The following is a 26729-nucleotide window of genomic DNA, read 5'->3' on the forward strand; positions in this document are numbered from 1 at the left end:
CGCGCCTGCGGCGCGCTCCCCCACCCCCGGCCCCTCCCCGCGGGGAGGGGAGACGCTAGCTTTGCCATCCCGAGCCGCGGAAGTTTAGGGAAGTTTAGGCCTGGAAGGCGCGTTGGCGCGGCGCTTGGCGGCGGGCGGGTCCGCGACCATCTCCCCGTCCGGCCCGATGGTGCAGCCGTGCTTGGCGGCCTCGAGCCGGCGTTCGAACTCCTCGCCCAGCGGCATCGGATCGGACGGGGGCTCGGGCGGCAGCGGGCAATAGCGCTGCGGCAGCTGGCCCGGCATGATGTCGGCGACCTCCAGCTCCACGTCGAGCTCCTCGGGCGGCATCAGCGCGTGCGGCTCGGGCGGCAGCGCCGGTTCGAGCCGGGCGAGAGCGGCGGCGAGCGACGGGGCGGGTGGAGGATGGGGCGCTTCGGCGGGAAGCCCGGCGGGTGGTTGGGCGCGGTGAGCGTGCGCATAGCGCTCGGGCAGATGCGCGCGCAGCAGGAACATCATCAGCCGCTCGCTGTAGCGGGTCTTGCAGCCGATCGCGATCCCGGCGCGGTCGAACACCGGCTCCTGCGTCCCCATAAGCGCGCGCTCGAAGGCGACATCGGCAAGCTTGAGCGCGCCCTGCTGGAGCGCCGCCGTCCATGCCGCCGCGAAGGCCTCGCCGCCCGGTGCGCGGCGCAAGCCATAGGCGCTCTGGACGCTCATCTGCACGGCAGTCGCCGCGGTCTGGACGCAGCCGCTGTCGGCCAGCGCCTCGATGAACAATCGCTGCCGGGCTTCCGACCACCCGTCCTTGCGCGGCCGGCGGCGGACCGGGATCCATTTGTACTCGGCCGGATCGAACCCGTGCGCGTCGATATGCGGCGTGAGGCTGGTCCCGGGCTCGCCCGCCTCGCCCGGCGCTGTTGTGCCGGACACCGCGGGAAGCGCGGGTGCGAGTGAGGGTAAGGGCAGCAGATCGGCAGCGGACGGCCCGTCGCGCGCGGCGCAGGCGGAACGGGTGGCGGGGCTATCGGGGCGCTCGGAGTGGCCCGGGGACTCGCGATATGTGCTCATCCGCGAGTTTGGAACATAAAAGGAACGTGTAGGAAAGTGGTTTTTGGGCAGAGCGGGGTGGCGAGCCGGTTGCCGGGTAGTTCGACGATGGACCGGGAGGGGAACGAGCCGCCGCGAGCTGCATGTCCGCTCCCGGTGAGCTTTCGACGAACCTCGAACGGCCGAGATTGGGTGGTTCGCGCTTATTCGACCGGAGGTCGGCCAGAATCATACAGAGGGCCAAGACCCCAGCCTGGCGGCAGGTCCAGATCGGTTTGGTCCAAATAGGTCAGGGTTCCGGCCTTGAACTGGTCGCTCTCTTCTAAATCCAGACGAGCCTTCCGCATTGCAAGCATCAAAGCTTGGATGCTGTCGATCCCGGCAGTTTCCTGGCTGCTGATTCGGTCCGGCCATTGGATCCGCCAACGGCAGCGATACTCACCTCCGGGGGCGAGATATGGCGCTTCGAAGTGCGCTAATACTTCGCCCTCCGGTGCTGAAAAAGTGCGTTCGACGAATGCCATTAGATCACTTTTATGCCACCCAGCGACAATGTCTGCAATCGGGTCGTTTGCCGAGAGGCGGCTTTTTACAAAGAATTACAGCGAACGGCCCTCGCCCGTTGATCGACAACCTCGCGACATTGGCAAATCGGTGTGGGGCGACCCCCTGAGTCGCCCCGTGCTTGATCCCGGGCCCCGCTTTCGTCGTTGCGAGGAGCGCAGCGACGAAGCAATCCAGGGCGTAACGTCGCGGCTGAGCGACTGCGTGGGTGCCGGGCGGCAGGCGCAGTCCATGGATTGCCGCGCCGCCTGCGGCGGCTCGCAATGACGAGGTTATGGGTGTGTCCGCGGAGGCGTGACTGCCGGTGGCGCTCGTGGCTACGCGCGCCGTACCCCCACCCCCGGCCCCTCCCGAGGGGGAGGGGAGGACCTCGCTACCCATCGGGACGAACGCACGGGGTTTTCCGATGCCCCCGGACGGCTCTCGCGCTCAAACGCACTAGCCCCCGTTCTCGTCATTGCGAGGAGCGTAAGCGACGCGGCAATCCATGGCGTGAGCTCCGGGCTCACGCGGCGGGCGGGACGGGCGGAGATCTCCGGCCGTGGATCGCCGCGCCGCCTGCGGCGGCTCGCAATGACGAGAGGAGGGGATGTCCCCGCTCAGCCTACAGGATGTACTTGCTCAGATCCTTGTCGCCCGCGAGATCGTCGAGCCGTTCGCGGACGTAGGCGGCATCCACCGTCACCGTCTCACCCGAGTGCTCCTCCGCCTCGAAGCTGATGTCTTCGAGCAGCCGCTCCATCACCGTCTGCAGCCGGCGGGCGCCGATGTTCTCGATGCTCTCGTTGACCTGCGCGGCGATCTTGGCGACCTCGGCCACCGCCTCCTCGCGGATGTCGAGCACGACACCCTCGGTGCCCATCAGGGCCTTGTACTGCTCGACCAGATTGGCGCGGGTTTCCGAGAGGATGCGGACGAAATCCGCCTCGGTCAGCGCGCGCAGTTCGACCCGGATCGGCAGCCGGCCCTGGAGTTCGGGGAGCATGTCCGAGGGCTTGGCGACGTGGAAGGCGCCGCTGGCGATGAAGAGCACGTGGTCGGTCTTCATCGGGCCGTATTTGGTCGCCACCGTGGTGCCCTCGATCAGCGGCAGCAGGTCGCGCTGGACGCCCTCGCGGCTGACCGATCCGCCGCGCACGTCGCTGACCGCGATCTTGTCGATCTCGTCGAGGAAGACGATCCCGTTGGTCTCGGCGTTCTCGAGCGCGACGCGGGCGACATCGTCCTGGTCCATCCGCTTCTCGGCCTCTTCCTCGACCAGCTTGTCCCAGGCATCGGGGACCTTGAGCTTGCGGCGCTTGGCGGCCGACTTGCCCATCGCCTTGCCGAGCATGTCGGACAGGTCGATCATTCCGACCCCGCCGGGCATGCCGGGGATATCCATCGACTTGTTGGGTGCATCGCGCACCTCGATCTCGACCTCGGTGTCGTTCATCGCGTTCTGGACGATCCGCTCGCGGAACGCCTCGCGGGTGGCTTCGGACGCATTGTCGCCCACCAGCGCGACCAGCAGCCGGTCCATCGCCGCCTCGCTGGCGGCTTCGCGCACCGCCTCGCGGCGGCGCTCCTTCTCGAGCCTGATCGCTTCCTCGACCAGATCGCGGGCGATCTGCTCGACATCGCGGCCGACATAGCCGACCTCGGTGAACTTGGTCGCCTCGACCTTGACGAAAGGCGCTTCGGCCAGCTTGGCGAGCCGGCGGCTGATCTCGGTCTTGCCGCAGCCCGTGGGGCCGATCATCAAGATATTCTTGGGCGTGACCTCGTCGCGCAGTTCGGGGCCGAGCTGCTGGCGGCGCCAGCGATTGCGCAGCGCGACGGCGACCGCGCGCTTGGCTTCCTTCTGGCCGATGATGTGCTCGTCGAGCGCGGCGACGATCGCCTTGGGGGTGAGGGCCTGGATCATAGAATCGACGTTTCCGTTTGGATTCGCGCGGCCTGTTCTTGGCGTGGCCGGCGCGGGGTAGAATGCGGGGTCAGACGGTTTCGAGCGTCACATTGCCATTTGTGAAGACGCAGACATCCGCCGCCACCGCCATGGCCTTGCGCGCGATCTTCTCGGGATCGTCCTCGTAATCGGTGAGCGCCTTGGCCGCGGCGAGCGCGAAATTGCCCCCCGAGCCGATCGCGGCGATCCCGCCTTCGGGCTCGAGCACGTCGCCATTGCCGGTGAGGACGAGAAGATTGTCCTTGTCGGCGACGATCATCAGCGCCTCGAGATTGCGGAGATATTTGTCCATCCGCCATTCCTTGGTCATCTCGACCGCGGCGCGAAGCAATTGCCCGTTGTATTGATCGAGCTTCTTCTCGAGCCGTTCGAACAGGGTGAAGGCATCGGCGGTCGCGCCGGCGAAACCGGCGACCACCGTTTCCACCCCCTTGTCGTCCTTGGCGCCGATGCGGCGGACCTTCTTGGCGTTGGGCTTCATCACGGTGTTGCCCATGGAGACCTGTCCGTCTCCGGCAATGACCGTGGTGCCGCCGCGCTTGACGCCGATGATGGTGGTGGAATGCCAGGGGGTCAGCCCGTGGCGGGAATCTGTGTCAGCCATGCGAGCGATATGGGGAGCGCGCCGGTTCGGTCAAGCGGGCCGGTCAAGCGGGCCGGTCAAGCGCACGGGCGAGGTTGCGACCTCAGCCGCCCGGGCCCGGACCGGCACCGCCGGCACCCGGCGCACCGACCGTGCCGATGTTGCCGAACAGGTCTTCGAGGAAGCTGCGCTCGCGGCCCAGCGTCGGGGTCTGGTCGCTCTCGGGCGAGAGATAGACCACCTTGTCGATGCCGCTGCGATCCGAGGCGACGACATTGCCCGCCGCGTCGAAGGTAACCGCCAGGACCGAATGCTGCTGGATCGTCGGGCGCACGAAGGGCCGGCGGCCGGTGGTGCTGGAGACGTAATACCAGGTCGGATCGCCATACTGGCTGGTGAAGGTCGGCCGGCCGAGCGTCTGTTCGACCGAACGCTGGTTGTCGATGCCGGGCTGGATCACGTCGACCAGCGAACCGTCGACGATATAGCCGCGCGGTTCGCGAATCGAGGTGCAGGCCGAGAGGGCAAGCACCGTGCCCGCGACCAGAAATGCCTTGCCGGCGAGGCGACCGTTTGCGCGCATGAGACTCACTCGAACTCCAATTGCCATGGCGCGGCTTGGCCGGGGCCGCCGCGCTTCCTATATGCCTTGCGCCCGCCTTAAGCCGCCGTGCGCTCGCTTGCAATGCGCGAGCTTGGCATGGACGGCACCAGGGCCCGCAACGCCGCGCTTGAAAGCCGCGGCTTGAATTGCCGCTGAACATGGTGTCGCCGACACCTCTGCCAATCCGGAGCTCCATGACCTTTCTTTCCCGCCTCTTTCGCCCCCGCGCCGATCCGCGCGAAGCGCTGCGCCCGCTGTGGCACCGTACCGTGGAAATCGCGCGCGAGCCCGAATGGTATGCGCAGTGCGGCGTCGCCGATACGTTGGAGGGGCGCTTCGACATGATCACCGCGGCCCTTTCGCTGGTGCTGTTGCGGATGGAGAACGACCGCATGCTGGCCGCGCAGACGGGGCTGCTGACCGAACTCTTCGTCGAGGATATGGACGGCCAGCTGCGCCAGTCCGGCGTCGGCGACCTGATGGTGGGCAAGAAAATCGGCAGGCTGATGGAAACGCTGGGTGGCCGGATCGGCGCCTATCGCGAGGCGCTGGGCGAAGAGGCAGCGGAGCGTGACGATGCGCTCGCCTCGGCGGCTCGTCGCAACGTCACGCTGGCGGACGAGAGCCGCGCCGAGCTGCTCGCGGAGCGTCTGCTGGACCTGCAGGCCCGGCTGGCTGCCACCGATGCGGATCGCCTGCTGGAAGGGACCATGCCATGAGCGCGGCCAACCGATCGCAACAGGGCGAATTCGAACGGATCGTGAAGCTCGATCGCCTGCCGCGCGAGCCGTTGAGGATCGAGGCCGACGAGGCCGAGCGTGCCGCGCTGGCGCGCCGCTTCGCAATCGACGGGGTCCGCTCGCTGGAGGCGGAGGTCAGCTTTGCGGCGGAGGGCAGCACCGTGATGGCGAAGGGCCGGCTGACCGCTTCGATCGTGCAGCTTTGCGCGATCTCGGGCGAGCCTTTCCGCAACCGGATCGACGAACCGCTGTCGATGCGCTTCGTCCCCGCCAGCGAGGAGCCCGAGTTCGATCCCGAGGAGGAAATCGAACTCGACACTTCGGAACCCGACGAGATCTATTACGAGGGCCAGGCGTTCGATCTGGGAGAGGCGGTCGCGCAGAGCTTCGGGCTCGCGATCGATCCCTACGCCGAGGGTCCCGATGCCGGGACCACGCGCGAGAAGGCGGGATTGCTCGACGCGGCGCCGAGCGGCCCCTTTGCCGCACTGGCCGCGCTCAAGAAGGACTGAGCGCGGCGCCGGCGAGAGCTTCCTAGAACGGAATGTCGTCGTCGAGATCGTCGTAGTTCGAGCCGCCGCTCGAACCGCCGCCGCCGGAGCTTCCCCCGGAACCGCCACCCGAGCCGCCGCCCCAATTGTCGCCGCCGCCGGAGGACTGGCCGCCGCCCGAAGACTGGCCGCCATAGCCGCCCGAGCGCTGTCCGCCACCCGCGCCGCCGCCGCCAGCCCCGCCGGGACCGTCGAGCATGGTCAGCGTGCCGTCGAAGCCGCGCAGGACGATCTCGGTCGAATAGCGGTCTTGGCCGTTCTGATCCTGCCACTTGCGGGTCTGCAGCTTGCCTTCGACGAAGACCTTGCTGCCTTTCTTGAGGAATCTCTCGACCACATTGACGAGCCCTTCGGAGAAGATCGCCACCGTGTGCCACTCGGTGCGCTCCTGGCGCTCGCCGGTGTTCTTGTCCTTCCACTGCTCGCTGGTCGCGATGCGCAGGTTCGCGACCTTGCCGCCGTTCTGGAAGCTGCGGATTTCGGGATCGGCCCCGAGGTTTCCGATCAGCATGACTTTGTTGAGGCTACCGGCCATCGATTCGCGTCCTTTGTCTGTTCTCGCGCAGGCCTATCGAACGGCGGCCCGCCTCGCCAGTCCGGAGACCCACAGTGTGCACAGCACTCACACGCATGCGGGGTGCGGTGAACTCGGCTACCAGCCCAGCGCCAGCGCGCTCCAATAGGTCAGTCCCGCGAAGACATAGGCCAGCACGAACAGGTAGACGACCATGAAGATGGGCCATTTCCAGCCATTGGTCTCGCGCCGCGCGACCGCAATCGTCGACAGGCACTGCGGCGCGAAGACGAACCAGGCGAGGAAGGCCAGCGCCGTCGGCAGGGTCCACAGATCGGCGATCCGCTCGGTGACCCCCGCGGCGGCGAGCTCCTCGTCATCGGCCTGGACCGCGTAGGTGGTCGCCAGCGCGGAGACCGCCACTTCGCGCGCGGCCATCGCCGGAATGATCGCCAGGCTGATCTCGCGGTTGAAGCCGATCGGCGCGAGGATGGGGTGGAGGCCGTCGGCGATCGTGCCTGCAATGCTGGCGTCGAGCTGGCTCTCGCCCGGCTCGGCCTGCGGAAAGCTGAGCAGCACCCACAAAGCGATCGTGGCGACGAAGATGATCGTGCCCGCGCGGCGCAGGAACACCCAGGCGCGCTGCCACAGACCGATGGCGAGATCGCGCAGCCGCGGCATCTGATAGCGCGGCATTTCCATGATGAAACCGCTCGCCGCACCCTTCGCCACCGTCCCGCGCAGGACCAGCGCCACCACCATCGCGCCGACGATCCCCGCGAGATAGAGCACGAACAGGACCAGTCCCTGAAGGCCGACGCCCGGACCGACGGTGGTCTGGGGGATGAAGGCCGCGATGATCACGGCATAGACCGGGAGCCGCGCCGAACAGGTCATCAGCGGGGCGATCAGGATCGTGGTGAGCCGGTCCTTGGGATCCGAGATCGAGCGCGTCGCCATGATCCCGGGGATGGCGCAGGCGAAGCTGGAGAGCAGCGGGATGAAGCTTTTGCCCGACAGGCCCACGCCCGCCATCAGCCGGTCCATCAGGAACGCGGCGCGCGCCATGTATCCGCTCGCTTCCATCAGCAGGATGAAGAAGAACAGAATCACGATCTGCGGCAGGAAGACGACGACCGAGCCGACGCCGGCGAGCACGCCTTCGGTGACGAAGTCGCGCACCAGACCCTCTGGCAGGAGTGCGACGGCCCAGTCGCTCAGGACGGCCACCACCCCTTCGAGCGCATCGGCGAAGGGTGTCGCCCAGGCGAACACCGCCTGGAATACCACGAACAGCAGCGCGAACAGGATGACCGGCCCGATCCAGGGATTGAGCAGCACCCGGTCGAAGCCGTTCTCGACCGTGTGCCGCGTCGATTTCGACAGGATTGCGCCGCGCGCGATATGCTTCGCCGACAGCCGCCGCTCGGTCTGCGTAAGATGCCAATGGCCCAGCGGCTCCTGGTCGGCATGACGCTCCGCCTCGGCGATCGCCTGGCCGAGCTCGGCAATACCCTTGCGGCGCACCGCGACGGTCGGAATCACCGCCACGCCCAGCGCCGCGGACAGGGCCGCGGGGTCGAGCGTCAGCCCGTCGCGTTCGGCGAGATCGACCATGTTGAGCGCGACCACCGTCGGGCGCCCCAGCTCGAGCACTTCCTGCGCGAAGACCAGATGCTGTTCGAGATTGGCGGCATCGAGCACCAGGACGAGAACGTCCGGGGTTTTCTCGCCTTCGAATTTGCCCTCGACGACCTGGCGGGTCACCTCCTCGTCGGGGCTCGCCGAATCGAGCGAATAGGAGCCGGGCAGATCGAGCAGTTCCAGCGATTCGCCGCTGGGCAGCGTCAAGCGGCCCGCCTTGCGCTCCACCGTGACGCCGGGATAATTCGCGATCTTCTGGCGCGCACCCGTCAGCGCGTTGAACAGCGCGCTCTTGCCCGAATTGGGGTTGCCGACCAGCGCGGCGGTGCGATGCCGGCTCATGCCGCTGCCTCATGCGAGGCGGCGCCGAGCGGTTCGACCTCGATCGCGAGCGCGTGCGAACGGCGTAGCGCGATGGTCATATTGCCCAGTCGCAGGGCCAGCGGGTCGCGGGTGCCGAACACACCGCGGTGAATCACCGCGAGTTCGGCGCCCTCGTCAACGCCCAGCGCGCGCAGGCGCTTGGCCTCGTCGCTCGCCAGCCGATCCCAAGCGACCGCCACGATCCGTGCCGGCCTGTCGTATTCGAGCCCATCCAGTGTCATTGACGCGCGCTGCCAGAGGCAGACGCTAATTGCAACCGATTATCAATAGCGCGGAAGAGCGCGTCAACGCGCAGGATAACGCAGCCGCCCGAGAAAACGCGTCACGCTGAAGCGGTCGCGATCGGAATGGAGCCATTTGGCCTTGATCTTCTCGAACCGCATCACGCCGTCGATACGGCGATCGAGGAAGGCCCGCGTCTCGGCCTTGCCCTCGCTTTCGTCATCGAGGAATACGGCCAGCGTCGCGCCGTAGATCGAGCCGAGCGTCGCGCGCTTGGTGTAGTGGTTGTAATCGGTCGCAGTGTCGCCGGCGAGCCGCCACATGACATCGGCGCTGTGCCAGCCGGTGCGCAGCGCGCTGGCGGCGTTCTGCGGCATCGCCATGATCGCCATGGCGCGGCGCAGCGCTTCCTCGCGCCCCGCCACGGCGTCCAGCCGGAACTGGACCAGGCTGCGGATCCGTTCGCGGATTTTCATCTGCGCCAGTTTTTCGGGCGGCAGGGCCACGGCCATCGCCGCGTCGATCGTCTCGATCCAGGCGGCGATCATGTCCATCGCACCGCCCTCGTAGGCCAGCCGCGCGACATCGGCATCGACGCCCGCCTGCTGCGCCGCCATGGCGAGTGCGGCATCGCTCCAGCCGTCGAACACCGCCGCATCGGCGAGCAGCGGCGCGAGATGCAGCCGCAGTTCGTCCAGCGTCATGTCTGCGGGGGCTACCGCCGGGTCTGGAGCCTTGCTTGCCATGATCAGAGGCTCGGCCCGTAGGATTTCTGTGTGCCGTCGTCGCTGCGATCCTTGTCGGCCTGCGCGATGGCATCCGTGATCTGGCTCCCGCCGACGATCAGCGCCGCATAATCGCGCGCCGAACGACCGGAATTGTCGTTGCGATCGGGATTGGCGCCCTTGTCGAGCAGCAAGCGGATCATGGGAACGTCGCGCCGGTGAATCGCGGAGATCAGGGGCGTCTCGCCCGCGGCATTGCTCTGGTCCACCCGCGCGCCAGCTTCGAGCAGCGCCTCGACGCCCTCGATAAATCCGAGATTGGAGGCGATCTGCAGCGGGGTGATGCCCTTCTTGTCGGCGATGTCCGGGTTGGCGCCCTTGCTGTGAAGAAAGCGGATCCAGGTGAGATCGCGGCGTTCCACCACGATATGCATCGCGGTGCGCCCGCTGGTGATGTCGCGCGAATTGGCGATCACCGTGCCCGGCTGGTCGAGCATTTCGGTCACCGTCGTGCCTTCGCGGTCTTCGACCGCCTTGAGGAACTGATAGCCCTCGGAGAAATTCTGCCCCGCCAAGGGACCCGCCAGCAACGCTCCGGCAAGCGCAGCAGCCAATCCGTATCTCGTTCCGACCCGCAGCTTCACCTGACCTACCTCGCGTGTTTTTCGCATTTGCACAGGGCACAGCCCTTGTGCCGCCAGCGTTAGCAGAGCATGAATTGCAACGCCATGGCCCACCGCAAAGCGTTGTCGCTCGCCCTCTCCGCCCCGCTGCTCCTGCTCGCCGCCCTGACCGGCTGCGATTCCGCAGGCCCTCCCGCCGATGCCGGCGAACCGCCGCTTAAGGGCGCCGCGATCGGCGCCCCCTTCGAGCTCACCGGCGAGACCGGGGACACGGTGCGCTGGAGCGATTTCGACGGCCAGTACCGGATCCTCTATTTCGGCTATGCCTATTGCCCCGACATTTGCCCGACCGATGTCCAGCGCGCGATGGCGGGATTGAAGCGCTTCGAGGATGCCAATCCCGAACGCGGCGCCCAGGTGCAGCCGCTTTTCATCAGCGTCGACCCTGAACGCGACACGCCCGAGGTGCTGCGCGAATTCACCGACAGCTTCCACCCGCGGTTGATCGGCATGACCGGCGAAGCCGAAGTGCTCAAGCAGGTCGCCAGCGACTTCGGCACGACCTTTTCGAAGGGCGAAGTGCAGCCCGGTGGCGGCTATCTGATGGATCATCTGGGCTACACCTATCTGTTCGGCCCCGCCGGCGAGCCGCTGGCGATCCTGCCCACCGATCTGGGGCCCGAAGCGGTGGCCGAGGAGCTGGACAAATGGGTGCGCTGAGGGAGCGCTTCTGGGAGCGCCCGCTGGCCGAGCTCAGCCGGCCCGAATGGGAAGCGCTGTGCGACGGCTGCGGGCGCTGCTGCCTGCACAAGATGGAGGACGAGGACACCGGCAGGATCGAGGAGACCAACGTTGCCTGCCGCCTGCTCGACTGCGCCAGTGCGACCTGCCGCGACTATCCCAACCGCAAGAGCTTCGTGCCCGACTGTCTGCGGTTGACGCTCAAGATCGTCGACAGCGTGCCCTGGCTGCCATCGACCTGCGCCTATCGCCGCCGCGCCGAAGGCCGCCCGCTGCCCGATTGGCACTATCTGCTCTCGGGCGACCGCGAGGCGGTGGTTCGCGCGGGCGTTTCGGTCGCGGGCCGCGTGGTTAGCGAAGTGGATGCCGGGCCGCTCGAACACCATGTCGTCGAGTGGGACGACGAGGCCGGCGCCGGGTGGGACGACGCCGCATGATCGAGTGGCTGCGCGACGATTATCGGCGGCCCGCCAAGCCCGCCGCAGCGCCGACGATCGAATTGTCGGGGCGCGCCGTGCCGATCGCGCTCAACCGTCACCCGCGCGCCAAGCGCCTGACGCTGCGGCTCGCCCCCGATGGCAGCGCGGTGCGGATCACCCTGCCGCGCTGGTGCCGCAGCGCCGATGCGGTGGCTTTCGCCAAGGTCCGCCGCGATTGGCTCGAGGCGCAGTTCGCCAAGGTTCCGCAGGCGGCCGATCCGATCGCGCGCGGCACGATCCGCTATCGCGGCGAGGAAATCGCTATCCGCTGGGCCGAGGATGCTCCGCGCAAGCCGGCGCTGGAAGAGCAGGCAATCCGGCTCGGCGGACCCGGCGGCACCCTGGCCCCCCGGCTGAACCGCTGGCTCGAAACCGAGGCCGTGCGGCTGATGCGCGCGGATCTCGATCATTATTGCACCCGCGCCCGGCTCGAGGTCCCCGACCTGCGGCTGACCCGCGCCCAGCGCCGCTGGGGCAGTTGCTCGAGCAAGGGCGTGGTCCGGGTCAACTGGCGGCTGGTGCAGGCACCCGATGCAATCCGCCGTTCGGTGGTTGCGCACGAGACCGCGCATCTCGTCCATTTCGACCACAGCCCAAGCTTTCACCGCCTCTTGCGCGAAATCTACGAGGACGATCTCACCGCTGCGGACGGCTGGCTGCGAACCCACGGCCGCGGTCTCTACGCCGATTTCGGATAGCCAATCCCGGCTCCGCGGAAACCCGGCCACAGTCGGCTGGTAACTTCGTGCAAGAGCCCCTATCTTCAGCACCATGCGGATCAAATCGCGTCTCAACCCGGTCGGCGGATTCCAGGATCTCTGGAACGAATTCAAGCGCCCGACCCCCTATCGCTGGCCGATACTGGGGGCGTCGCTGCTGAGCACCTTCGTGCTGATGTTCTGGGTGACGCAGGAGCAGGTGATCGGTCCGCCCGCACGTCCGCAAGTCTCCCTTATCTCCACCTTTGCGGAGGGCCGCAGCGAGGCCGAGATCATCGCCTCGAACATCGAGAATCAGCGACTGAAGGAACGGTGGGAAGCCCGGCGCGCGGAACGCGAGGCCGAAATCCAGGACATGTACCGCACGCTGGGGCGTGCGACGGGTATCGATGTCGATGCCATGGAGCGCCAGATCGCCGAGGACCAGGCGCGCGAGGAAGCCGAGCGTCGCCGTGCGTTCGAAGCCGCGGGCATTCCCCTTGACCCGCAGATTGATGCCTCGGCGGATAGCGCGATTGAACCTGCAGGCGAGTGACGCGCGCTGGCTGACGGCTGCCGCGCGGCTGGCGCTGCGGGGACGTCCGTCGAGCCGGCCGAACCCCGCCGTCGGAGCGATCCTCGTAAAGGGCGGTGTCGTCGTCGGCCGCGGGTGGACCCGGCCGGGTGGTCGGCCCCACGCCGAAGCGATCGCCTTGGCCGAGGCCGGCGCTGCGGCGCGCGGCGCAACCGCCTACGTCACGCTCGAGCCCTGCGCCCACCGTTCGGACCGCGGGCCCGCCTGCGCCGATCTGCTGGTGGAAGCCGGCGTCGCGCGGGTGGTCTTCGGCTGTCAGGATCCCGATCCGCGCACCTCGGGTAGCGGGCTCGCGCGGCTGCGGGACGCGGGTATCGAGACCGCTGCGATCGAACTGGCCGAGGTTAGCGGGAGCCTGGCCGGCTATCTTACCCGCGCCCGGCTCGTTCGCCCCCATGTCACGCTCAAGCTGGCGCTGTCGCTCGATGGCAGGATTGCGCTGCCCTCGGGCGAGAGCCGCTGGATCACCGGAGAGGTGGCGCGCGCGCATGTCCACTCGCGCCGGGCGCTGGCCGATGCGATCCTCGTCGGCGGCGGCACATGGCGCACGGACCGGCCCCGGCTCGATGTCCGCCTGCCCGGTCTCGAGGGCAACGGTCCCGAGCCGGTGGTGCTGACCTCCCGCGCGCTCGACGGGGTGCGGGTCATCGCGGCGCCGCGGGACATCGCGGGGCTGCCCGAAACGCAATATCTCTATCTCGAGGGGGGCGCGATGACCGCTGCTTCCTTTCTGGCTGCCGATCTGGTCGATCGACTCGATATCTACCGCGCCCCGATCATCGTCGGCGAAGGCTTGCCCGCGATCGGCGACATCGGCCTGACCGATCTCGCCGGGGCGCATGGCCGCTGGGCCTTGGTCGAGCGTCGCCAGTTCGGCCAGGACAGCTATGACGGTTTCGTTCGGAGGCGGTGAGTTCAGCCTCGCCTGCGCTTGGCAGCACGAACGGCACAGCTTACCAGCGCGGTCGGAGCCCGCTTCGAGTGCAAAGGGCGAGCGGCAGATCTGCAAGCAAAGCGCCGGGCGGCGCGAGGAGACACGAGCATGTTCACCGGAATCGTCACCGCCATCGGCACCATTGCCAGCGTCGAGGACCGGGCCGACAGGCGGGTGACGATCAGCTGCCCCTTCGACCCCGAGACGATCGATATCGGCGCCTCGATCGCCTGTTCGGGTGTTTGCCTGACCGTGGTCGATCGCGGCGGGAAGCCGGGCGACGCCTGGTTCGCGGTCGATGTATCGGGGGAGACCGTGTCGCGCAGCGTTGCGAACATGTGGCAGGAAGGTCGGCGGCTCAATCTCGAACCAGCGCTGCGCCTGGGCGACGAGCTCGGCGGCCATATGGTGACCGGTCATGTCGACACGTCCGGCACGGTCCAACTGGCGAAAACCGAGGGCGGCTCGACCCGGCTGGCTATCCGCGCCCGCGCCGAATTTTCCGCCTTCATCGCGCCGAAGGGATCGATCACTGTGGACGGGGTTTCGCTGACCGTGAACGACGTTCGCGACCGCACCGATGGCGCTTGCGATTTCGCCCTCAACATCATTCCCCACACCGCCGAGGTCACCACGCTGGGATCGCTCGCCGAGGGCGATGCGGTCAATCTCGAGATCGATGTCCTGGCGCGCTATCTCAAGCGGATGCAGAGCCTGCAGAATTAGAATCTGACGGTTTCGGATTGAACCCGACTTGTTGCTCCTCCCCCTTGAGGGGGAGGCCGGGTGGGGGTGTACCACGCCGATGGCCTGGACGCGCGCCTGCGGCGCGCTCCCCACCCCCCGGCCCCTCCCCGAGGGGAGGGGAGACTCCAACCTGTGTCATTCCGAGTCCGGCCTGGCGACCGCAGCGAATCAGCGCTGCGTCACGTCCGCCAGCGCGGTGATGAACTTGGCGATATTGCCATCGTGCAGACCGGCGATGTTGATCCGGCCCGAGCCGGCCATGTAGATCGCGTGCTCCTCGCGCAGCGCGGCGATCTGGTCGCGGTCCAGCGGCAAGACGGCGAACAGTCCGTTCTGCTCGGTCAGCGCGGCCAGATTGAGCCCCGGCGCATCGCCGTCGGCTGCGGCCAGCCGGCGGCGCACATCGCGCATCCGCTCGCGCATGCCATCGAGTTCGGCGCGCCACTCGCTCGTCAGATCGGGATCGCGCAGCGCGATCCGCACCGCCGCAGCGCCGTGGTCGGGCGGCATCGACCAGGTCGCCCGCGCCAGCGCATTGGCGTTGGACAGGATCGTGTCGAGCGTCCCGCCATCCTGCGCCATCACGTAGAAGGCACCGACGCGGTCGCGGTAGAGGCCGAAATTCTTGTCGCAGCTGTAGGCGATCAGCGCCTCGGGGACCGCCGCGAGGACGCTGCGCACCCCTGCGACATCCTCGTCCAGCCCGAGCCCCAGACCCTGATAGGCTATGTCCAGCAGCGGCAGCACGCCATTGCGCTCCAGCGCCTCGGCGATGACTTCCCAGTCCTCGGGTGTGTAGTCGATCCCGGTGGGGTTGTGGCAGCAGCCGTGGAGCAGCACCAGATCGCCGGGACCAGCGCCGTCGATCGCCGCGATCAGCGAAGCGAGATCGGCGCTGCCGTCGGCATTTGCGTGGTCGAAGGCCGCCACTTCCATTCCCAGATCCTCGAGGATCTGGGCGTGGTTCGGCCAGCTCGGGATACCCAGATGGACGCGCTTCGCCCCGGCGCGCTGCGCCAGCGCCGCGGCCAGCCGGACGGCGCCGGTTCCGCCGGGGGTCTGCATTCCGGAGATGCGTCCGCCCATGGTCGCGTTCTCGCCGAAGATGTAGGGCATCAGCGCCTGAACGAAGCCCATATCGCCTTCGGGGCCGAGATAGCTCTTGGATACCTGCTGTTCGAGCAGATTGGTCTCCGCACCCTTGATGGCGGAGAACACCGGGGTGGCACCCTCGCCAGTGCGATAGACCCCGACCCCGAGGTCGATCTTGTCCTCGCGCTCGTCATCTTCGTGCATCTTGATCAGCGCGAGCAGCGCATCGGCGGGTTGGGGCTGGAGCTGTTCGAGCATGCCGCGTCCATGCCGGTAGCGGTGGAACGCGGCAACAGGAAAACGCCTGCGCCCGGTCCAGCTATTCTATCGCCCGGGCAAGCCCGGCCTTTCGATGCCAGCGATCAGAAGGGCAGCCAGCGCTGCTCCTTGGAGAACTTCATATAGCCCGCGTTGATCCCCAGCCGCAGCCCGGCCCCCACGCGGATCGGGATCAGCACCACGTCGCCCTTGCGCATATAGGAGGCGGTCACACCCCCGACCGCATAGAGCTGGCCTTCGCCCGCCGGATAGCGCTCGTACAATTCTTCGCTGTCGTAGAGATTGTAGACCAGCACGAAGGTGCTGCCCGCATTGGCGCCCGCGTCGAAGCCGATCGAGGGGCCGGTCCAGTAAACCGGCCGCTCGCCCTCTACCTTGTGAAACAGCGTCCCCGATCCGTAGCGCGCGCCGACGATAAAGGCACCGCTCGCCTCGCGTCCGACGATATAGGCATTGGGCTCGCCCTGGTCGGCCAGCAGTCGGCGGATCAGCGTGGCAACTTCCTTGGCGCCGTCGCCGAACACACCCTGCGCGGCGCCGATAAGATCGTCTTCGCGATAGGTCTGATCGGCATTGGCGACGACCGGCGGGATCGCTTCGGTCGTGGCCGCCGGGGCGGTCGGGGCGGCATAATAGGCGCCGTCATCGTACTCGGCAGCTGCGGGCTCGCTCCAGCTTGGCGCCACCGCGGGCCCGGCGTCGACGACCGGATCGGAGGAATAGGTCGCGGCGGGAGGAGCCGCCGGCTGCGGATCGGCATAGACCGACTGGTCGCCGGGCGCTTCTTCGAGGTCGCCGTCGATCGGGTACTGATAGGCATCGTTCGGGTCGACGGTTTCGACCTGAGCCCAAAGCGGGCTCGCGAACAAGCCGAGCGTGGCGGCGGCAGTCGCGGCGACTGCGGTGAAGCGGCGGGCTAGGCTGGCGGGTCTGGTCATGATGCGCCCCTCCCTGCGGGCGTGGATCGGCATTTCGTCAAGAGTCCTCCAATTGCCGGCCGGCAATGAGTGAGCGATGAACCGAATCGAAAACGCGGCGAGACGAATCGGATCGGCCGCGCGAACACTAATCGCCCATCCCCCTGCCAAGCCCCTTGAAGCGGTGCGAACCTCTGGCTATAGCGCGCCCCTCGCGGCCGTGATGCGTCCGTCGCGGAGACGTGGGTGAGTGGCTGAAACCAGTTCCCTGCTAAGGAACCATACCCGAACCGGGTATCGAGGGTTCGAATCCCTCCGTCTCCGCCACTAGCCTGTCCAGGCCGATCCGATCCCGACCGAAATGGGCTAAAAAGCTTTACTCCTCCGGGGTTTCTGACCTCTATGCCGTCCGGCTCCATCCGCCCTTAGCCAAACGTGAGTTGGGGTAGTTTGGGGGTAATGGTTCTACGGATTGGGGGTATCGGATGCTTACGGACAAAGCAGTTCGCGCTGCGGACGTGAGAGGTAAGGCCTACAAGCTAACCGACAGTCGCGGCCTCCATCTTCATGTGTCGGCGAAGGGCCACAAGAGCTGGCGATACAAATACCGCTTCGACAAAAAAGAGCAGCTGCTTACCTTGGGCGCATATCCCGAGGTCTCGTTGGCGGATGCACGTGAAAAGCGGGACGAGGCGAAGAGGATCCTACGAGAAGGTCGCGACCCCCGGCATGCTGCGAGGCGAGGTCGACTCTTAGGCGACAGCAGTTCGGCCAAATCGTTCGAAGTTGTCGCGCGCGAGTGGCACGCGCTCCAACTCCCACGCTGGAAGCCGGTTCATGCCGAGGATGTCATCACAAGCCTCGAGCGCGATGTGTTCCCGCATCTTGGTGCCATGCCGCTGGCCGAAATCGACAAGCCCACACTTCTTTCGATTTTGCGCAGAATCGAGAACCGCGGCGCAATCGAAACTTCGCGCCGCATCAAGCAACGCGTTGCTGCAGTTTACAGGTACGCCAATGCCGAAGGTGCGAAGGTTGAGAACCCTGCTGTCGATATCAACGACGCGCTGAAACCACTACCGCCATCGAAGCGATACCCAGCGTTAATCACTGTAGCTGCAATCCGTACGTTGATGGGGGATATCGACCGCGCCGGCGCCTCGCCCGTTAATCGACTGGCTGCCCGCTTTCTTGCATTGACCGCGCAACGGCCTGGCATGGTGCGTAATATAGAATGGAAAGATATCACCGGCGTCGATTGGGGCGATGTCGATAGCGATATCAGGGAGGCGCTGTGGACCGTGCCGGCGGAGAAGATCAAGCAGGAGTTGCATCTGCGCAGCGACGAAGCATTTACCCACTCCGTTCCATTGTCGGTGCAGGCGGTAGAAACACTGCGAGGGGTTCGCTGGCTTACCGGGAGATCTCCGTTGGTTTTTCCGGGAGCACGCTCAGGCCTCACTCCGATAAGCGAAAATGCCATCGGCTATCTCTACAATCGAGAAGGCTACAAAGGTCGGCACGTGCCACACGGATGGCGGTCAAGTTTTTCGACCATTATGAACGAGCAGGCCGAACGCGAAGTCGGGACTGACGTCCGTCTGCTGGCTGATCGGCTAATCATCGACCTCATGTTGGCACATACACCTAAGGGCATGAGTGCAACCGAGCTGCGGTATAATCGGGCAGCGTACATGGCGCGTCGACGCGAACTCGCGCAGCGTTGGGCGGATATAATCATGGAGGGTGCGATCTCGGCGGTGGAGATCGTCAACAGTCCGCGCCGCAAGCGGCGTTAGCCTCGGTCGCGCTTCGCAGCCTGTTCTTCGATCCAGGCCAGCACCTCCGTTTTCAACCACCGCGTGCTGGAGCCGAGCTTGACGAGCTTCGGGAACATACCGTTTTTCTCGTCCTGATAGATTGTCGAGCGACTGCGTCCGATCAGTGCGCTTACTTCCTCTACCGACAAAAAAAACCGGTCCTACGCCGGGGGGAATAGGAAGAACCTCTAGGTGGTCTTCGTCGCCAGCATCTGCCAACACGCGATCCGCCATCTTGCGCTTGGTGACGGCTCTCCCCGCCCTTAACTGCGGATCGACAATTTCCTCGATCTGCCGGTTGGTCAGTGGCCCCAATGGTTGGAGGCCAGCCAGCCACTCATCGAACTGCCGACTATCGACGAAGATTCGGTGTGTCGGTTCTGCCCGCGCGTCAAACCACCGTTCAAGATTGAAGGCTCCGGTCGCAAAACGGGGCAGCGGGTCATCAAGCTCCCAGTAGTCTGCGGGTACTGCCTCGGGTTCGCCGCCTACGATCGGACGGGCGAAGGTGTCGATGCGACGGGCAACAAACATCCGCGTCGCGTGCTCGGCATTGAGCCTGACAAGGTCCCGTGCAGCGTCGTTCTCCCCTTCATCCTCATCATCAGCGAAGATCTCGGGTAACTCGTACGAGGGGAATCCCGTGCGACATTGGACCAGATCGGCGAATGCGGCCGTGAGGGCCTTACGGCCACGGGAGACAATCGGAGTCCGTCCTTCATAGGGCGACCAGGGGATGATGCTGTCTGCCATTCGATGACGCTAACACCGTTTTTGCTCACCGCAAATGGACGACCGGTTTGCGTCCTCAAGACGGTCAAACATTCGGACACGTGGTGGTCCTAAAAACTGCCCACCAGCTCAACCGCCTGAACCCGAGATGTGTCTGGCACCGCTCGCAGGCACTCCCTGGTCACATCGCCGACGATGTTGAGCACGCGGAACCGTCGCCCAGACGACATCTGGTCGTGCACAAAGTCCAGGCTACAGCGTTGGTTCGGGAGAGCAAGCACCGGAGCCGGCGCTGGCTCGAGCCCGTCCGCCATTTACAAGGCCTGGCTCGATAAGGCCGCGATCACCTCGGGACCGGTGTTCCGCAAGCTGACCCCGCAGGGTCGGCTCACCGAAAAGGCGATGAGCGCGCAGGGCGTGGCGCTGGTGGTCAAGGCGGCCGCCGCCGCCGGCTACCCGCCCGAAAAGTTCTCCGGACATTCGCTGCGCGCCGGATTCCTGACCGAGGCAGGGCGGCAGAACGCCAATCTGTTCAAGATGAAGGAGCACAGCCGGCACGCTTCGATCGATATAGTCGCCGAATATGTCCGCGACCACGAGCGCTTCAGGGAGTACGCTGGAGAGGGTTTTCTCTGAACCGATTTCCGCAACTTGACGAGAGGGCGCCGCCGCCCCTCTAGCGGGAGACCCTGGTCGCGGTGAGCAAGACGCATCCCGCCGAGAGCATCCTCCCGTTGCTCGAACAGGGCCAGCGCGTCTTCGGCGAGAACCGGGTGCAGGAGGCGCAGGACAAATGGCCCGCGCTTCGCGAGCGCTATCCCGATGCCCGGCTGCATCTGATCGGCCAGCTGCAATCCAACAAGGCGGAGGAGGCCGCGATGCTGTTCGACTGCATCCATTCTCTCGACCGGCCCAGCCTGCTCAAGGCGCTGGCCAAGGCCTTCGACAGGAGCGGGCGCCGGGTGCCCTGCTTCGTCCAGGTCGATGTCGGCGAGGAGGAGCAGAAGGGGGGGTGCCCGATCGGCGCGCTGCCCGCGCTGCTGGCGCAGGCGCGCGATGCGGATATCCCGCTCGCCGGGCTGATGTGCCTGCCGCCGCAGGATATCGAGTCCGCGCCCTTCTTCGCGCTGCTCGACAAGCTGGCGCGCGATCACGGGCTCGCGGAGGAGCAGCCTTCAGGTCGCAGCATGGGCCTGAGCATGGGAATGAGCGCCGATTTCGAGACCGCGATCCAGCTCGGCGCGACGCATATCCGCGTCGGCAGCGCGCTGTTCGGCGCCCGCGGCGGCTGAGCGAGCCTCGCGACAAGCAGAGCCCGCAAACGAAAAGGGGCGCCCGAGAGCGCCCCTTTCCTGTTGTGCCTGTGAGGCCCTGCGTCAGAACTCGCCGCGCAGCGTGATCCCGTAGGTGCGCGGTTCGGCGAGGAAGGCCGAATAGGTCTGCTGCTCGGCGATGAACGGCGTGTTGAACGCGACCTGGGTGTAGTCCTTGTCGAAGATGTTCTGGACCCAGCCCTCGATCGCGAAGCGGCCGGCGATATTGGTCAGGCCGATCCGGCCGTTGGCGATCATGTAGCTGTCCTGTTCCTTGCCGTAGAGCAGATCCGAACCGGTGTTGTAGTCGCTGACCAGGCGGGTGTTGAAAAACACCAGTCCCCGCATCCCGCTGCTGCCGATCGGCGGGGTCCACGACACCGAGCTGGTCACCGTGATTTCCGGCGCGTTCGACATATTGTCGCCCGGCAGCAGACGCAGCGCAGGATCGAGCGGTGCGCCGCTGTCATTGCCGATCAGATCGTTCTCGAAGCTGGTGTCGGCATAGGTCAGACCCAGGGTGACGTTGAAATCGGGCGAGGGGTTGAGCGTGCCCTCGATCTCGATCCCCTGAGCCACAACGCCGGGGATGACATTGTCCGCAGCGCAGGCGCCGGTGGCGACGCTGCCATCCTGGTCGGTGCCGCCCAGATCGTCGCTGCAGGCGTTGACGTTCTGCACCAAGTAGACCGTCCCGCTGAAGGTGTTTAACTGGAAGTTGGTGAATTCCTGGCGGAAGGCGGCGACGCTGAGGCCGAACTCGCGGGTCGAGTATTTCGCGCCCAGTTCGAAGGCGTCGACCGTTTCCTGGTCGAACTGCAGCCGGCTGATGTCGATATTGTCGACGTCGAGGAAGACCGGTTCGGCCAGCGCGGAACGGTCGAGGTTGAAACCGCCCGCCTTGTAGCCGCGCGAATAGGAGGCATAGACCAGCAGGTCGTCGGTCGGCTTGTAGCTGAGCACCGCGGTGCCGGTGAACTCGTTCTCGTCGCGGCTGTCGGCGAGCGAGATCCCGTCGAGTTCGGAGGTCGAGTTGCCCTGGCAGGACAGGCCGATGATGCCCGCCGCCAGCGGACCCGCACCCGTACCCAGCAGCGGCGAAAGCAGCGCCCGGTTGGTCGGGCAGACGGTGTTGTCATTGCCGAAGGTGGCGTCGAAATCCTTGGTCTCGTTGGTGTAGCGAAGCCCAAGCGTCAGATCGAGATTGTCGGTGATGTGGAAGATGTTGTGCGTGAAGACCGCGAAGCTCTCGCTCTTCTGGTTGTAGACATCGCCGGTGCCGCCGAGATCGTTGAGCGTCGCCAGATTGTCCAGCCCGGCGAAGATCAGCGGGGTCGCGGGTCCGAAGGCCCCCGCGCCGCCATTGGCGGCCAGCAGCGCCCCCCGGCCGCCGGCCGTGATGCACCCGGTGGCCCCGGGTGCGGTCAATGCCGTGTTGATCGCATTGATGATCCGGCACGGAGCATAGGCGCCATATTGCGTCCCGAACCGCAGATTGTCGCGCGACTGCAGCTTCTCGTTGGCGTAGAAACCGCCCACCAGCCACTCGACGCGGTCGTCGAAGGCCGAACCGGACAGGCGCAGTTCCTGGGTGAAGGTCTTGAACTCGCGCGCACCGGCATCCTCGGTCGGGGCGCGGTAGAGGATGTCGATCTGGGTGTAGTCGGTGTCCGAGGCCTGGAAGTTGGAATATTCGCGGTAGCCGGTGATCGAGGTCAGCGTCGTGTCGCCGAAGCTCCAGTTCAATTCACCCGAGACGCCGAAATCCTCGGTCTCGCCCTGATAGGTGCGGCCCGGGCTGACGTAGATGTCGCGGTTGAAGGTGCCGCCGTTGAGCGCGATCGGGTTCTGCCCGAGAGCGAGGAGGACCGGGATGATCGGGTTGGCGGTGCTGGTCAGCGCCGGGGTGGCGGAGCCGGGATAGTCGAACTTGGCTTCGGCCGAGAGCGGCGGGATGTCGTCGCTCAGCCGTGCGAGCGGGGCGAAATCGGTCTGGACGAAGGTCGCCGCGCAGCAGGCCTCGTCCTTCTTGGAATAGTCGCCGACGAGCCGGAAGCTGATGTCCTCGGTCGGTTCGAACAGCAATTGCGCGCGCACCAGATAGCGGTCGCGATTGTTGACGTCGGTGTCGTTGACGACATCGTTGTAGAAGCCGTCGCGGCGCGAATAGACCCCGTCGATGCGCGCGGCGATGGTTTCGCTGAGCGGGCCGGTGATGCCGGCCTCGGCGCGGATCGCGTCGTAATTGCCATAGGAAATCGAGCCGTGGCCGCCGAAGGTGAATTCGGGCTGCGCGGTGTAGATCGAGATCAGGCCGGCGGAGGAATTGCGACCGCCCAGCGTACCCTGCGGGCCGCGCAGGATCTCGATCCGGTCGAGCGGGCCGAGCTCGCTCAGCGCATTGCCCGAACGCGAGCGGTAGACCCCGTCGACGAACACCGCGACCGAGCTTTCGAGCCCGGCGTTGTCGCCCACGGTGCCGATGCCGCGGATACGCGCGGAGCCGTTGGCTTCATTGCCGGTCGAGGAGACCAGCAGCGAGGGCGCGACCTGGGTTAGTTCGCGGATGTCGTTGGTCCCCGAACGCTCGAGCTGTTCGGCGGAAACCGCATTGATCGCGACCGGGACATCGGCAAGCACCTGCGCACGGCCCTGCGCGGTCACGACGATTACGTTGGAATCCACCACATCGGCGTTCTCGATCAGATCGGTGTCGGTCTGATCCTGCGCCATCGCGGCGGCCGGGGCGAGCGCGGCGCCCGCACCGAGAAGGGCGAGCACGCGCAGTGATGCATAACGGGTTTTCATGGGCTTCTCTCTCCTGCTTCGACTTTTACTTTTTAGGTTTATGACGCGTATCCTTGCCTACGCGCATGGAAGTTGCAAGACTCGCCCGACAAACGGATGTTACGCTTCTTCCAACCGTGCCTGTAATGCATCACTCCCCGCTTCGAGCAGGGCCTGCTCGATCCGCGTCAGCCGTGCTTCGGTGGTGATCTCGAGCCGGTGACGTCGGTGACGTAGAAGGTATTGACCGCGCGCTCGTCATAGGCGGTGATATGCGCCGAATGGACCACCAGCCCCTCCTCGAACAGCGTGCGCGCCAGCCGGTTGAGCAGCGCCGAGCGGTCGCGGGCGTTGACCTCGATCCCGGTGAAGCGGTTCGAGGCCTTGTTGTCGAACACCACCCTCGGGTCGACATCGAAGGCCTTGGAGCGGTGGTGCGGCAGCGGACGCTGCGCCAGCCGCGGCTCGAGCGCGATGCGGTTGGCGAGCGCATCCTCGATCGCGCGTTCGATCCGCTCGAGCTGCGCCGCCTCGCGGAACGGCCGCCCGTGCGGGTCCTGGATCAGGAAATTGTCGACAGCCCAGCCCGATCGGGTTGTGTGGATGCGCGCATCGATGATGTTGGCGCCCGCCAGATGGATCCCGCCCGGCGATGGGATAGAACAACCCCCGACGGTCGGCCGCGATCACCGTCACCAGCGTTGCGACGCGCTCCTCGTAATATTCGCAACGGATCGAGAGCTTGTGATCGGCGCTGCGCGCGGCCTCGGAATGCACCAGATTGGGCGCGACGATATCGGGCGCCTCGGCGATCCAGTAGGAATCGTCGAAGCGCTTGCCGACGCTGTCCGCCAGATCGGTGCGCTCGCCCAGCAGTTCGGCGACTTACGTCCTATAAAGATGCCGCGACACCAGAAAAGCAGAGCCAGCACCCATGAGCGGCGCGCGGAGAGCAGGCTCCTCATTTCAGATGTCGCTAAGCAGAGAATGAGAGAAGAATGACTGCAAATGCCCATTCGCCGGCACCTCGTTCGGAGGACCGTCCGAACTCATGGCGCAAACCCAAGCGGCCAAACGGCTATAGCGATACCGGCCAACAGGAGAAGTGAGGCGACCACGAGAGCGCCGTCGCGCGACAGTAGACCGGCGGCGAAAAGTGCGATTACAGCCGTTGCAATCGAACCGGAGGTTGGGACGATCTCCATGCACGGCATAAACAGGGTGAGACCAAGGATAAGGAAGAGCGGAAGATAGATCCATGGCCGGTGAAAAAGGGAACGCGAGCCGCGGCTTGAGGAAGCCCTCAACGAAGTAGACCGGCTTGCGCAGCCAGCCGATCCCCTTGCAAAGCTGTGCCGTCGATAGCTGGTGACGGGAGATGAAGTCGGGCAGCCAGACACAATCACGACCTACAATCATCTGCACGACCAGAATGAACACAATTGCTGCGACCATTGCAGTAGCGCCGGGGATCCCGCGCGCGGGAGAGGTTGAGATCAGGGAGAAGATGAGCATGAGCGAGGCGAAGGACTTGCGGCCAAGCTTCTTGATGAGATCCGGCTCATGTCGCCGGAATACGTGCGCCCGTATGTGAAGGCGCAGAAGAATGATGATCGCGATGCCGAAGGAATCGCCGAGGCGGCCTCGCGTCCGACGATGCGCTTCGTCGGGCTCAACACCCAGGAGCAGCTGGACATTCAGACTCTCGACCGGGACCGCTCGCGCCTCGTGGCCGAACGCACGAACCAGATCAACCAGTTGCGAGCGATCCTGCTGGAGCGCGGGACAATCTTCCCGGTCGGGCGCCGCAAGCTGGAACTGTATCGATGGGATGCTGGCCGATGGGAATACGACATTGTCACCGCGCCTGCGGCAACTGGTACGCGAACTGCGCGGCGAATGGCGCGAACTGGACGCAAGGATCGAGGCGTTGAATGGCGAGTTCGTCGAACTCGCACGCAATGATCCTGCCGCACGAGGCTGACTTCAATCCCCGGCATCGGGGTGTTGAACGCAACCGCGCTGATTGCGGCGGTAGGCGATGCAAGCAGCTTTACCAAAGCTCGGGATCTTGGCGCCCGGCTTGGTTCGGTCCCCCGACAACATACCACCGGCGGCAAGCCACGGCTGCTCGGCATCTCAAAGCGCGGTGACACCTATTTGCGCACCCTGCTCATACATGGCGCGCGAGCGGCTTTGCCTTCGCTGTCGCAAAGGGACACAACGTTGGGGCGCTGGCTGAAGGCAATGATCGAGCGCGGCGTCCACCGCAATGCGGTGGTGGTCGCATTGGCCAATAAGCTGGCGCGGATCGCTTGGACAGCCCTGCGAAAGGGCGAAACCTTCAAACGCGGCTACCCTGTCGCGGTGTAACCAGATCGCCCGCACGCTCGGCAGCGTGTAGAATTCCGGTTACTGCGACTTAAAGTCAGCAAGCAGGGAGCGATGGCTTTGGTGCCTGCGCTGTGATCGCGAAAACCGCGCATAGTGGAAAAAAGCGTCTTTGCCATGTGATGTCATGTCAGCGCACCCAGCGTCTCCACTCTTCTCAACCGACAGAAATCTACGATCGGCGGACACCAGCCAACCATCCTTTTCTGCAAGGAACTGGAAAAAAGCATCCGCATGCAACTCGGAAGCTTTCAGGCGGTATCTCGAAACCGTTGGCCGGCTTAACCTCTCTCGAAAGATTTGCGACCGATGAGCAATCCTTTCGATCCTTCGCCTTCGAAGTTGAAGCTGAACTCAGGCCACTCGCTACGCCACCGGCGGGCAATCAAGCGCTCACCGGGCCTTGCAGCATCGTCCAGCATTATTATGCCGCCTGGGGAAATCCTGTCGAAGAGGCAGTCTGCAATTCCTCGCGCAAAGGGATGTACAGACCAAGGCGGTCCATCGATTACAAGCAGATCAATTTCATCTGGAAGCTGGGAAAGGGCATACCATAATCCGGGCCAGCGGTCGCTACGGTAAAAAAGGGGTGCATGGTGAAAGGCCGCATCCAAGTCGTAACCTGAAAGCCATTTCGCCATTTCCCCAACGAACGGCAAGTGTTGATCGTAGCTGTGCAGTCTCCCTTTCCCGTTTTTCTTAAGCGCACTTGCGATGACAAGGGATGTGGCTCCAGAGCCGAGTTCGACCACATTTGCGGGTTGGCGCTCTTCAGCCAGGTCAACAATGCGATGGAGGAAGTGAGTGTCCGCCTTCCAGCTGCCAAGATGAGGAAGTGCATCGGGGTCAAGGCCAAGTCGTTCCAGGAGAGCGAACTTGGAGTGGCGTGTTCCGCCATAAAGGCTTTTGAGCAACCAGGGCCATTGAATCGCCCCAAAGCCAATCTGGAATGCCCGTTCGGTAAGGGTCAGCCGAGCTTGCGAACTCGATGCGACCGGCTTGGATAAAATACCTGTGAGAAGCTTTGTCGTCATTCTGTGCGTCCCGAATCGGTTGAGCAGACGCCTGGCGGC

At 65.5% G+C, this 26729-nt stretch carries 27 protein-coding genes, 1 tRNA gene and 4 pseudogenes; 14 read left to right on the forward strand and 18 right to left on the reverse strand.

What is annotated here, in order from left to right; genetic code table 11:
- Window positions 1-84: 84 nt before the first annotated feature.
- The 5 genes from ACQ5J0_RS03190 to ACQ5J0_RS03210 form a co-directional block, all read right to left on the reverse strand.
- Complete coding sequence (locus ACQ5J0_RS03190; RefSeq protein ID WP_462569075.1) at window positions 85-1050, reverse strand: hypothetical protein; 966 nt, start codon at window positions 1048-1050, stop codon at window positions 85-87.
- A gap of 182 nt (window positions 1051-1232) precedes the next feature.
- Window positions 1233-1553 (reverse strand): DUF6968 family protein, encoded by a 321-nt coding sequence (locus ACQ5J0_RS03195; protein ID WP_462569076.1) that lies wholly within the window; start codon window positions 1551-1553, stop codon window positions 1233-1235.
- 644 nt (window positions 1554-2197) lie between these two features.
- Window positions 2198-3499 (reverse strand): ATP-dependent protease ATPase subunit HslU, encoded by a 1302-nt coding sequence (gene hslU, locus ACQ5J0_RS03200; RefSeq protein ID WP_462569077.1) that lies wholly within the window; start codon window positions 3497-3499, stop codon window positions 2198-2200.
- Between the two features lie 70 nt (window positions 3500-3569).
- Window positions 3570-4145 carry an ATP-dependent protease subunit HslV gene (hslV, locus tag ACQ5J0_RS03205; protein WP_462569078.1) on the reverse strand — a complete coding sequence of 192 codons (576 nt, stop codon included), beginning with the start codon at window positions 4143-4145 and terminating at the stop codon, window positions 3570-3572.
- Between the two features lie 82 nt (window positions 4146-4227).
- On the reverse strand, window positions 4228-4707 hold the full coding sequence (locus ACQ5J0_RS03210) for an outer membrane protein assembly factor BamE (RefSeq protein WP_462569079.1): 480 nt from the start codon (window positions 4705-4707) through the stop codon (window positions 4228-4230).
- Between the two features lie 215 nt (window positions 4708-4922).
- On the opposite strand from ACQ5J0_RS03210, the gene ACQ5J0_RS03215 reads away from it, so the two are divergent.
- Together ACQ5J0_RS03215 and ACQ5J0_RS03220 are read left to right on the forward strand one after the other, a co-directional pair.
- Window positions 4923-5447, forward strand: a complete 525-nt coding sequence (locus tag ACQ5J0_RS03215) for a ubiquinol-cytochrome C chaperone family protein (RefSeq protein WP_462569080.1) — start codon at window positions 4923-4925, stop codon at window positions 5445-5447.
- Complete coding sequence (locus tag ACQ5J0_RS03220; protein WP_462569081.1) at window positions 5444-5980, forward strand: YceD family protein; 537 nt, start codon at window positions 5444-5446, stop codon at window positions 5978-5980. Before ACQ5J0_RS03215 ends, ACQ5J0_RS03220 begins: the two co-directional genes overlap by 4 nt.
- A gap of 22 nt (window positions 5981-6002) precedes the next feature.
- Here the strand turns inward: ACQ5J0_RS03220 and ssb are convergent, their stop codons facing one another.
- From ssb to ACQ5J0_RS03245, 5 genes are all read right to left on the reverse strand, one after another.
- Window positions 6003-6554 carry a single-stranded DNA-binding protein gene (ssb, locus tag ACQ5J0_RS03225; protein ID WP_462569082.1) on the reverse strand — a complete coding sequence of 184 codons (552 nt, stop codon included), beginning with the start codon at window positions 6552-6554 and terminating at the stop codon, window positions 6003-6005.
- A 117-nt stretch (window positions 6555-6671) separates the two neighbouring features.
- Window positions 6672-8519 carry a ferrous iron transporter B gene (gene feoB, locus ACQ5J0_RS03230; RefSeq protein ID WP_462569083.1) on the reverse strand — a complete coding sequence of 616 codons (1848 nt, stop codon included), beginning with the start codon at window positions 8517-8519 and terminating at the stop codon, window positions 6672-6674.
- Entirely contained in the window at window positions 8516-8782 is a 267-nt protein-coding gene (locus ACQ5J0_RS03235; protein ID WP_462569084.1) for a FeoA family protein, read from the reverse strand. The genes feoB and ACQ5J0_RS03235 overlap by 4 nt, the downstream gene beginning before the upstream one ends.
- 63 nt (window positions 8783-8845) lie before the next feature.
- The gene (locus ACQ5J0_RS03240; RefSeq protein WP_462569085.1) at window positions 8846-9487 is read right to left on the reverse strand and encodes a COQ9 family protein; all 642 of its coding nucleotides are present in this window, start codon (window positions 9485-9487) and stop codon (window positions 8846-8848) included.
- A 44-nt stretch (window positions 9488-9531) separates the two neighbouring features.
- Window positions 9532-10122, reverse strand: a complete 591-nt coding sequence (locus ACQ5J0_RS03245) for an ankyrin repeat domain-containing protein (RefSeq protein ID WP_462569087.1) — start codon at window positions 10120-10122, stop codon at window positions 9532-9534.
- 114 nt (window positions 10123-10236) lie between these two features.
- Here ACQ5J0_RS03245 and ACQ5J0_RS03250 point away from each other — a divergent pair, with 114 nt between their 5' ends.
- From ACQ5J0_RS03250 to ACQ5J0_RS03275, 6 genes are all read left to right on the forward strand, one after another.
- Window positions 10237-10851 (forward strand): SCO family protein, encoded by a 615-nt coding sequence (locus ACQ5J0_RS03250; protein WP_462569089.1) that lies wholly within the window; start codon window positions 10237-10239, stop codon window positions 10849-10851.
- Complete coding sequence (locus ACQ5J0_RS03255; RefSeq protein WP_462569091.1) at window positions 10839-11309, forward strand: YcgN family cysteine cluster protein; 471 nt, start codon at window positions 10839-10841, stop codon at window positions 11307-11309. Before ACQ5J0_RS03250 ends, ACQ5J0_RS03255 begins: the two co-directional genes overlap by 13 nt.
- Window positions 11306-12049 (forward strand): M48 family metallopeptidase, encoded by a 744-nt coding sequence (locus ACQ5J0_RS03260; RefSeq protein ID WP_462569093.1) that lies wholly within the window; start codon window positions 11306-11308, stop codon window positions 12047-12049. The genes ACQ5J0_RS03255 and ACQ5J0_RS03260 overlap by 4 nt, the downstream gene beginning before the upstream one ends.
- Window positions 12050-12122: 73 nt before the next feature.
- Window positions 12123-12605, forward strand: coding sequence for a hypothetical protein (locus ACQ5J0_RS03265; RefSeq protein WP_462569094.1), 483 nt, complete (start codon window positions 12123-12125; stop codon window positions 12603-12605).
- Window positions 12586-13557 (forward strand): bifunctional diaminohydroxyphosphoribosylaminopyrimidine deaminase/5-amino-6-(5-phosphoribosylamino)uracil reductase RibD, encoded by a 972-nt coding sequence (gene ribD, locus ACQ5J0_RS03270; protein WP_462569095.1) that lies wholly within the window; start codon window positions 12586-12588, stop codon window positions 13555-13557. The genes ACQ5J0_RS03265 and ribD overlap by 20 nt, the downstream gene beginning before the upstream one ends.
- Before the next feature lie 129 nt (window positions 13558-13686).
- Window positions 13687-14304 carry a riboflavin synthase gene (locus tag ACQ5J0_RS03275; RefSeq protein ID WP_462569097.1) on the forward strand — a complete coding sequence of 206 codons (618 nt, stop codon included), beginning with the start codon at window positions 13687-13689 and terminating at the stop codon, window positions 14302-14304.
- A gap of 189 nt (window positions 14305-14493) precedes the next feature.
- Here ACQ5J0_RS03275 and ACQ5J0_RS03280 read toward each other — a convergent pair whose 3' ends face one another.
- Entirely contained in the window at window positions 14494-15675 is a 1182-nt protein-coding gene (locus tag ACQ5J0_RS03280; protein ID WP_462569098.1) for an amino acid aminotransferase, read from the reverse strand.
- 104 nt (window positions 15676-15779) lie between these two features.
- A complete protein-coding gene (locus ACQ5J0_RS03285; RefSeq protein WP_462569099.1) occupies window positions 15780-16634 on the reverse strand; it encodes a DUF1134 domain-containing protein in 855 nt (284 codons plus the stop codon).
- 215 nt (window positions 16635-16849) lie between these two features.
- Between ACQ5J0_RS03285 and ACQ5J0_RS03290 the strand changes: the two genes are divergently transcribed.
- A tRNA-Ser gene (locus ACQ5J0_RS03290) sits at window positions 16850-16940 on the forward strand.
- A 158-nt stretch (window positions 16941-17098) separates the two neighbouring features.
- On the forward strand, window positions 17099-18412 hold the full coding sequence (locus tag ACQ5J0_RS03295; protein WP_462569101.1) for a tyrosine-type recombinase/integrase: 1314 nt from the start codon (window positions 17099-17101) through the stop codon (window positions 18410-18412).
- Here the strand turns inward: ACQ5J0_RS03295 and ACQ5J0_RS03300 are convergent.
- Complete coding sequence (locus ACQ5J0_RS03300; RefSeq protein WP_462569103.1) at window positions 18409-18582, reverse strand: helix-turn-helix transcriptional regulator; 174 nt, start codon at window positions 18580-18582, stop codon at window positions 18409-18411. The two genes, ACQ5J0_RS03295 and ACQ5J0_RS03300, sit on opposite strands and share 4 nt — an antisense overlap.
- 169 nt (window positions 18583-18751) lie before the next feature.
- Here ACQ5J0_RS03300 and ACQ5J0_RS03305 point away from each other — a divergent pair, with 169 nt between their 5' ends.
- Window positions 18752-19057, forward strand: coding sequence for a hypothetical protein (locus ACQ5J0_RS03305; protein WP_462569104.1), 306 nt, complete (start codon window positions 18752-18754; stop codon window positions 19055-19057).
- 254 nt (window positions 19058-19311) lie between these two features.
- Here the strand turns inward: ACQ5J0_RS03305 and ACQ5J0_RS03310 are convergent.
- Window positions 19312-19458, reverse strand: a pseudogene (locus tag ACQ5J0_RS03310) (IS3 family transposase); the annotation flags it as partial.
- Between the two features lie 64 nt (window positions 19459-19522).
- Between ACQ5J0_RS03310 and ACQ5J0_RS03315 the strand changes: the two are divergent.
- On the forward strand, window positions 19523-19801 hold the full coding sequence (locus ACQ5J0_RS03315) for a site-specific integrase (protein ID WP_462569105.1): 279 nt from the start codon (window positions 19523-19525) through the stop codon (window positions 19799-19801).
- 50 nt (window positions 19802-19851) lie between these two features.
- Window positions 19852-20457: pseudogene (locus tag ACQ5J0_RS03320) on the forward strand (YggS family pyridoxal phosphate-dependent enzyme); the annotation flags it as partial.
- Between the two features lie 84 nt (window positions 20458-20541).
- Here ACQ5J0_RS03320 and ACQ5J0_RS03325 read toward each other — a convergent pair.
- The 3 genes and pseudogenes from ACQ5J0_RS03325 to ACQ5J0_RS03335 all read right to left on the reverse strand — a co-directional run bounded on the left by ACQ5J0_RS03325 (window position 20542) and on the right by ACQ5J0_RS03335 (window position 24780).
- Window positions 20542-23286 carry a TonB-dependent receptor gene (locus ACQ5J0_RS03325; protein WP_462569106.1) on the reverse strand — a complete coding sequence of 915 codons (2745 nt, stop codon included), beginning with the start codon at window positions 23284-23286 and terminating at the stop codon, window positions 20542-20544.
- 99 nt (window positions 23287-23385) lie between these two features.
- A pseudogene (locus ACQ5J0_RS03330) lies at window positions 23386-24150 on the reverse strand ([protein-PII] uridylyltransferase); the annotation flags it as partial.
- An 81-nt stretch (window positions 24151-24231) separates the two neighbouring features.
- The gene (locus tag ACQ5J0_RS03335; RefSeq protein WP_462569107.1) at window positions 24232-24780 is read right to left on the reverse strand and encodes an exopolysaccharide biosynthesis protein; all 549 of its coding nucleotides are present in this window, start codon (window positions 24778-24780) and stop codon (window positions 24232-24234) included.
- 36 nt (window positions 24781-24816) lie between these two features.
- Between ACQ5J0_RS03335 and ACQ5J0_RS03340 the strand changes: the two are divergent.
- A pseudogene (locus tag ACQ5J0_RS03340) lies at window positions 24817-25638 on the forward strand (IS110 family RNA-guided transposase); the annotation flags it as partial.
- Between the two features lie 299 nt (window positions 25639-25937).
- Here the strand turns inward: ACQ5J0_RS03340 and ACQ5J0_RS03345 are convergent.
- On the reverse strand, window positions 25938-26690 hold the full coding sequence (locus ACQ5J0_RS03345) for a class I SAM-dependent methyltransferase (protein ID WP_462569108.1): 753 nt from the start codon (window positions 26688-26690) through the stop codon (window positions 25938-25940).
- Window positions 26691-26729: the final 39 nt, after the last annotated feature.

The organism is Qipengyuania sp. SM2512, from assembly GCF_054954005.1.

What these genes read in the sequence shown, in the direction of transcription:
- ACQ5J0_RS03190 (WP_462569075.1), bottom strand. Translation starts at nt 1,050, where the DNA reads ATGAGCACATATCGCGAGTCCCCGGGCCACTCCGAGCGCCCCGATAGC.
- ACQ5J0_RS03195 (WP_462569076.1), bottom strand. Translation starts at nt 1,553, where the DNA reads ATGGCATTCGTCGAACGCACTTTTTCAGCACCGGAGGGCGAAGTATTA.
- hslU (WP_462569077.1), bottom strand. Translation starts at nt 3,499, where the DNA reads ATGATCCAGGCCCTCACCCCCAAGGCGATCGTCGCCGCGCTCGACGAG.
- hslV (WP_462569078.1), bottom strand. Translation starts at nt 4,145, where the DNA reads ATGGCTGACACAGATTCCCGCCACGGGCTGACCCCCTGGCATTCCACC.
- ACQ5J0_RS03210 (WP_462569079.1), bottom strand. Translation starts at nt 4,707, where the DNA reads ATGCGCGCAAACGGTCGCCTCGCCGGCAAGGCATTTCTGGTCGCGGGC.
- ACQ5J0_RS03215 (WP_462569080.1), top strand. Translation starts at nt 4,923, where the DNA reads ATGACCTTTCTTTCCCGCCTCTTTCGCCCCCGCGCCGATCCGCGCGAA.
- ACQ5J0_RS03220 (WP_462569081.1), top strand. Translation starts at nt 5,444, where the DNA reads ATGAGCGCGGCCAACCGATCGCAACAGGGCGAATTCGAACGGATCGTG.
- ssb (WP_462569082.1), bottom strand. Translation starts at nt 6,554, where the DNA reads ATGGCCGGTAGCCTCAACAAAGTCATGCTGATCGGAAACCTCGGGGCC.
- feoB (WP_462569083.1), bottom strand. Translation starts at nt 8,519, where the DNA reads ATGAGCCGGCATCGCACCGCCGCGCTGGTCGGCAACCCCAATTCGGGC.
- ACQ5J0_RS03235 (WP_462569084.1), bottom strand. Translation starts at nt 8,782, where the DNA reads ATGACACTGGATGGGCTCGAATACGACAGGCCGGCACGGATCGTGGCG.
- ACQ5J0_RS03240 (WP_462569085.1), bottom strand. Translation starts at nt 9,487, where the DNA reads ATGACGCTGGACGAACTGCGGCTGCATCTCGCGCCGCTGCTCGCCGAT.
- ACQ5J0_RS03250 (WP_462569089.1), top strand. Translation starts at nt 10,237, where the DNA reads ATGGCCCACCGCAAAGCGTTGTCGCTCGCCCTCTCCGCCCCGCTGCTC.
- ACQ5J0_RS03255 (WP_462569091.1), top strand. Translation starts at nt 10,839, where the DNA reads ATGGGTGCGCTGAGGGAGCGCTTCTGGGAGCGCCCGCTGGCCGAGCTC.
- ACQ5J0_RS03260 (WP_462569093.1), top strand. Translation starts at nt 11,306, where the DNA reads ATGATCGAGTGGCTGCGCGACGATTATCGGCGGCCCGCCAAGCCCGCC.
- ACQ5J0_RS03265 (WP_462569094.1), top strand. Translation starts at nt 12,123, where the DNA reads ATGCGGATCAAATCGCGTCTCAACCCGGTCGGCGGATTCCAGGATCTC.
- ACQ5J0_RS03275 (WP_462569097.1), top strand. Translation starts at nt 13,687, where the DNA reads ATGTTCACCGGAATCGTCACCGCCATCGGCACCATTGCCAGCGTCGAG.
- ACQ5J0_RS03280 (WP_462569098.1), bottom strand. Translation starts at nt 15,675, where the DNA reads ATGCTCGAACAGCTCCAGCCCCAACCCGCCGATGCGCTGCTCGCGCTG.
- ACQ5J0_RS03285 (WP_462569099.1), bottom strand. Translation starts at nt 16,634, where the DNA reads ATGACCAGACCCGCCAGCCTAGCCCGCCGCTTCACCGCAGTCGCCGCG.
- ACQ5J0_RS03295 (WP_462569101.1), top strand. Translation starts at nt 17,099, where the DNA reads ATGCTTACGGACAAAGCAGTTCGCGCTGCGGACGTGAGAGGTAAGGCC.
- ACQ5J0_RS03325 (WP_462569106.1), bottom strand. Translation starts at nt 23,286, where the DNA reads ATGAAAACCCGTTATGCATCACTGCGCGTGCTCGCCCTTCTCGGTGCG.
- ACQ5J0_RS03335 (WP_462569107.1), bottom strand. Translation starts at nt 24,780, where the DNA reads ATGCTCATCTTCTCCCTGATCTCAACCTCTCCCGCGCGCGGGATCCCC.
- ACQ5J0_RS03345 (WP_462569108.1), bottom strand. Translation starts at nt 26,690, where the DNA reads ATGACGACAAAGCTTCTCACAGGTATTTTATCCAAGCCGGTCGCATCG.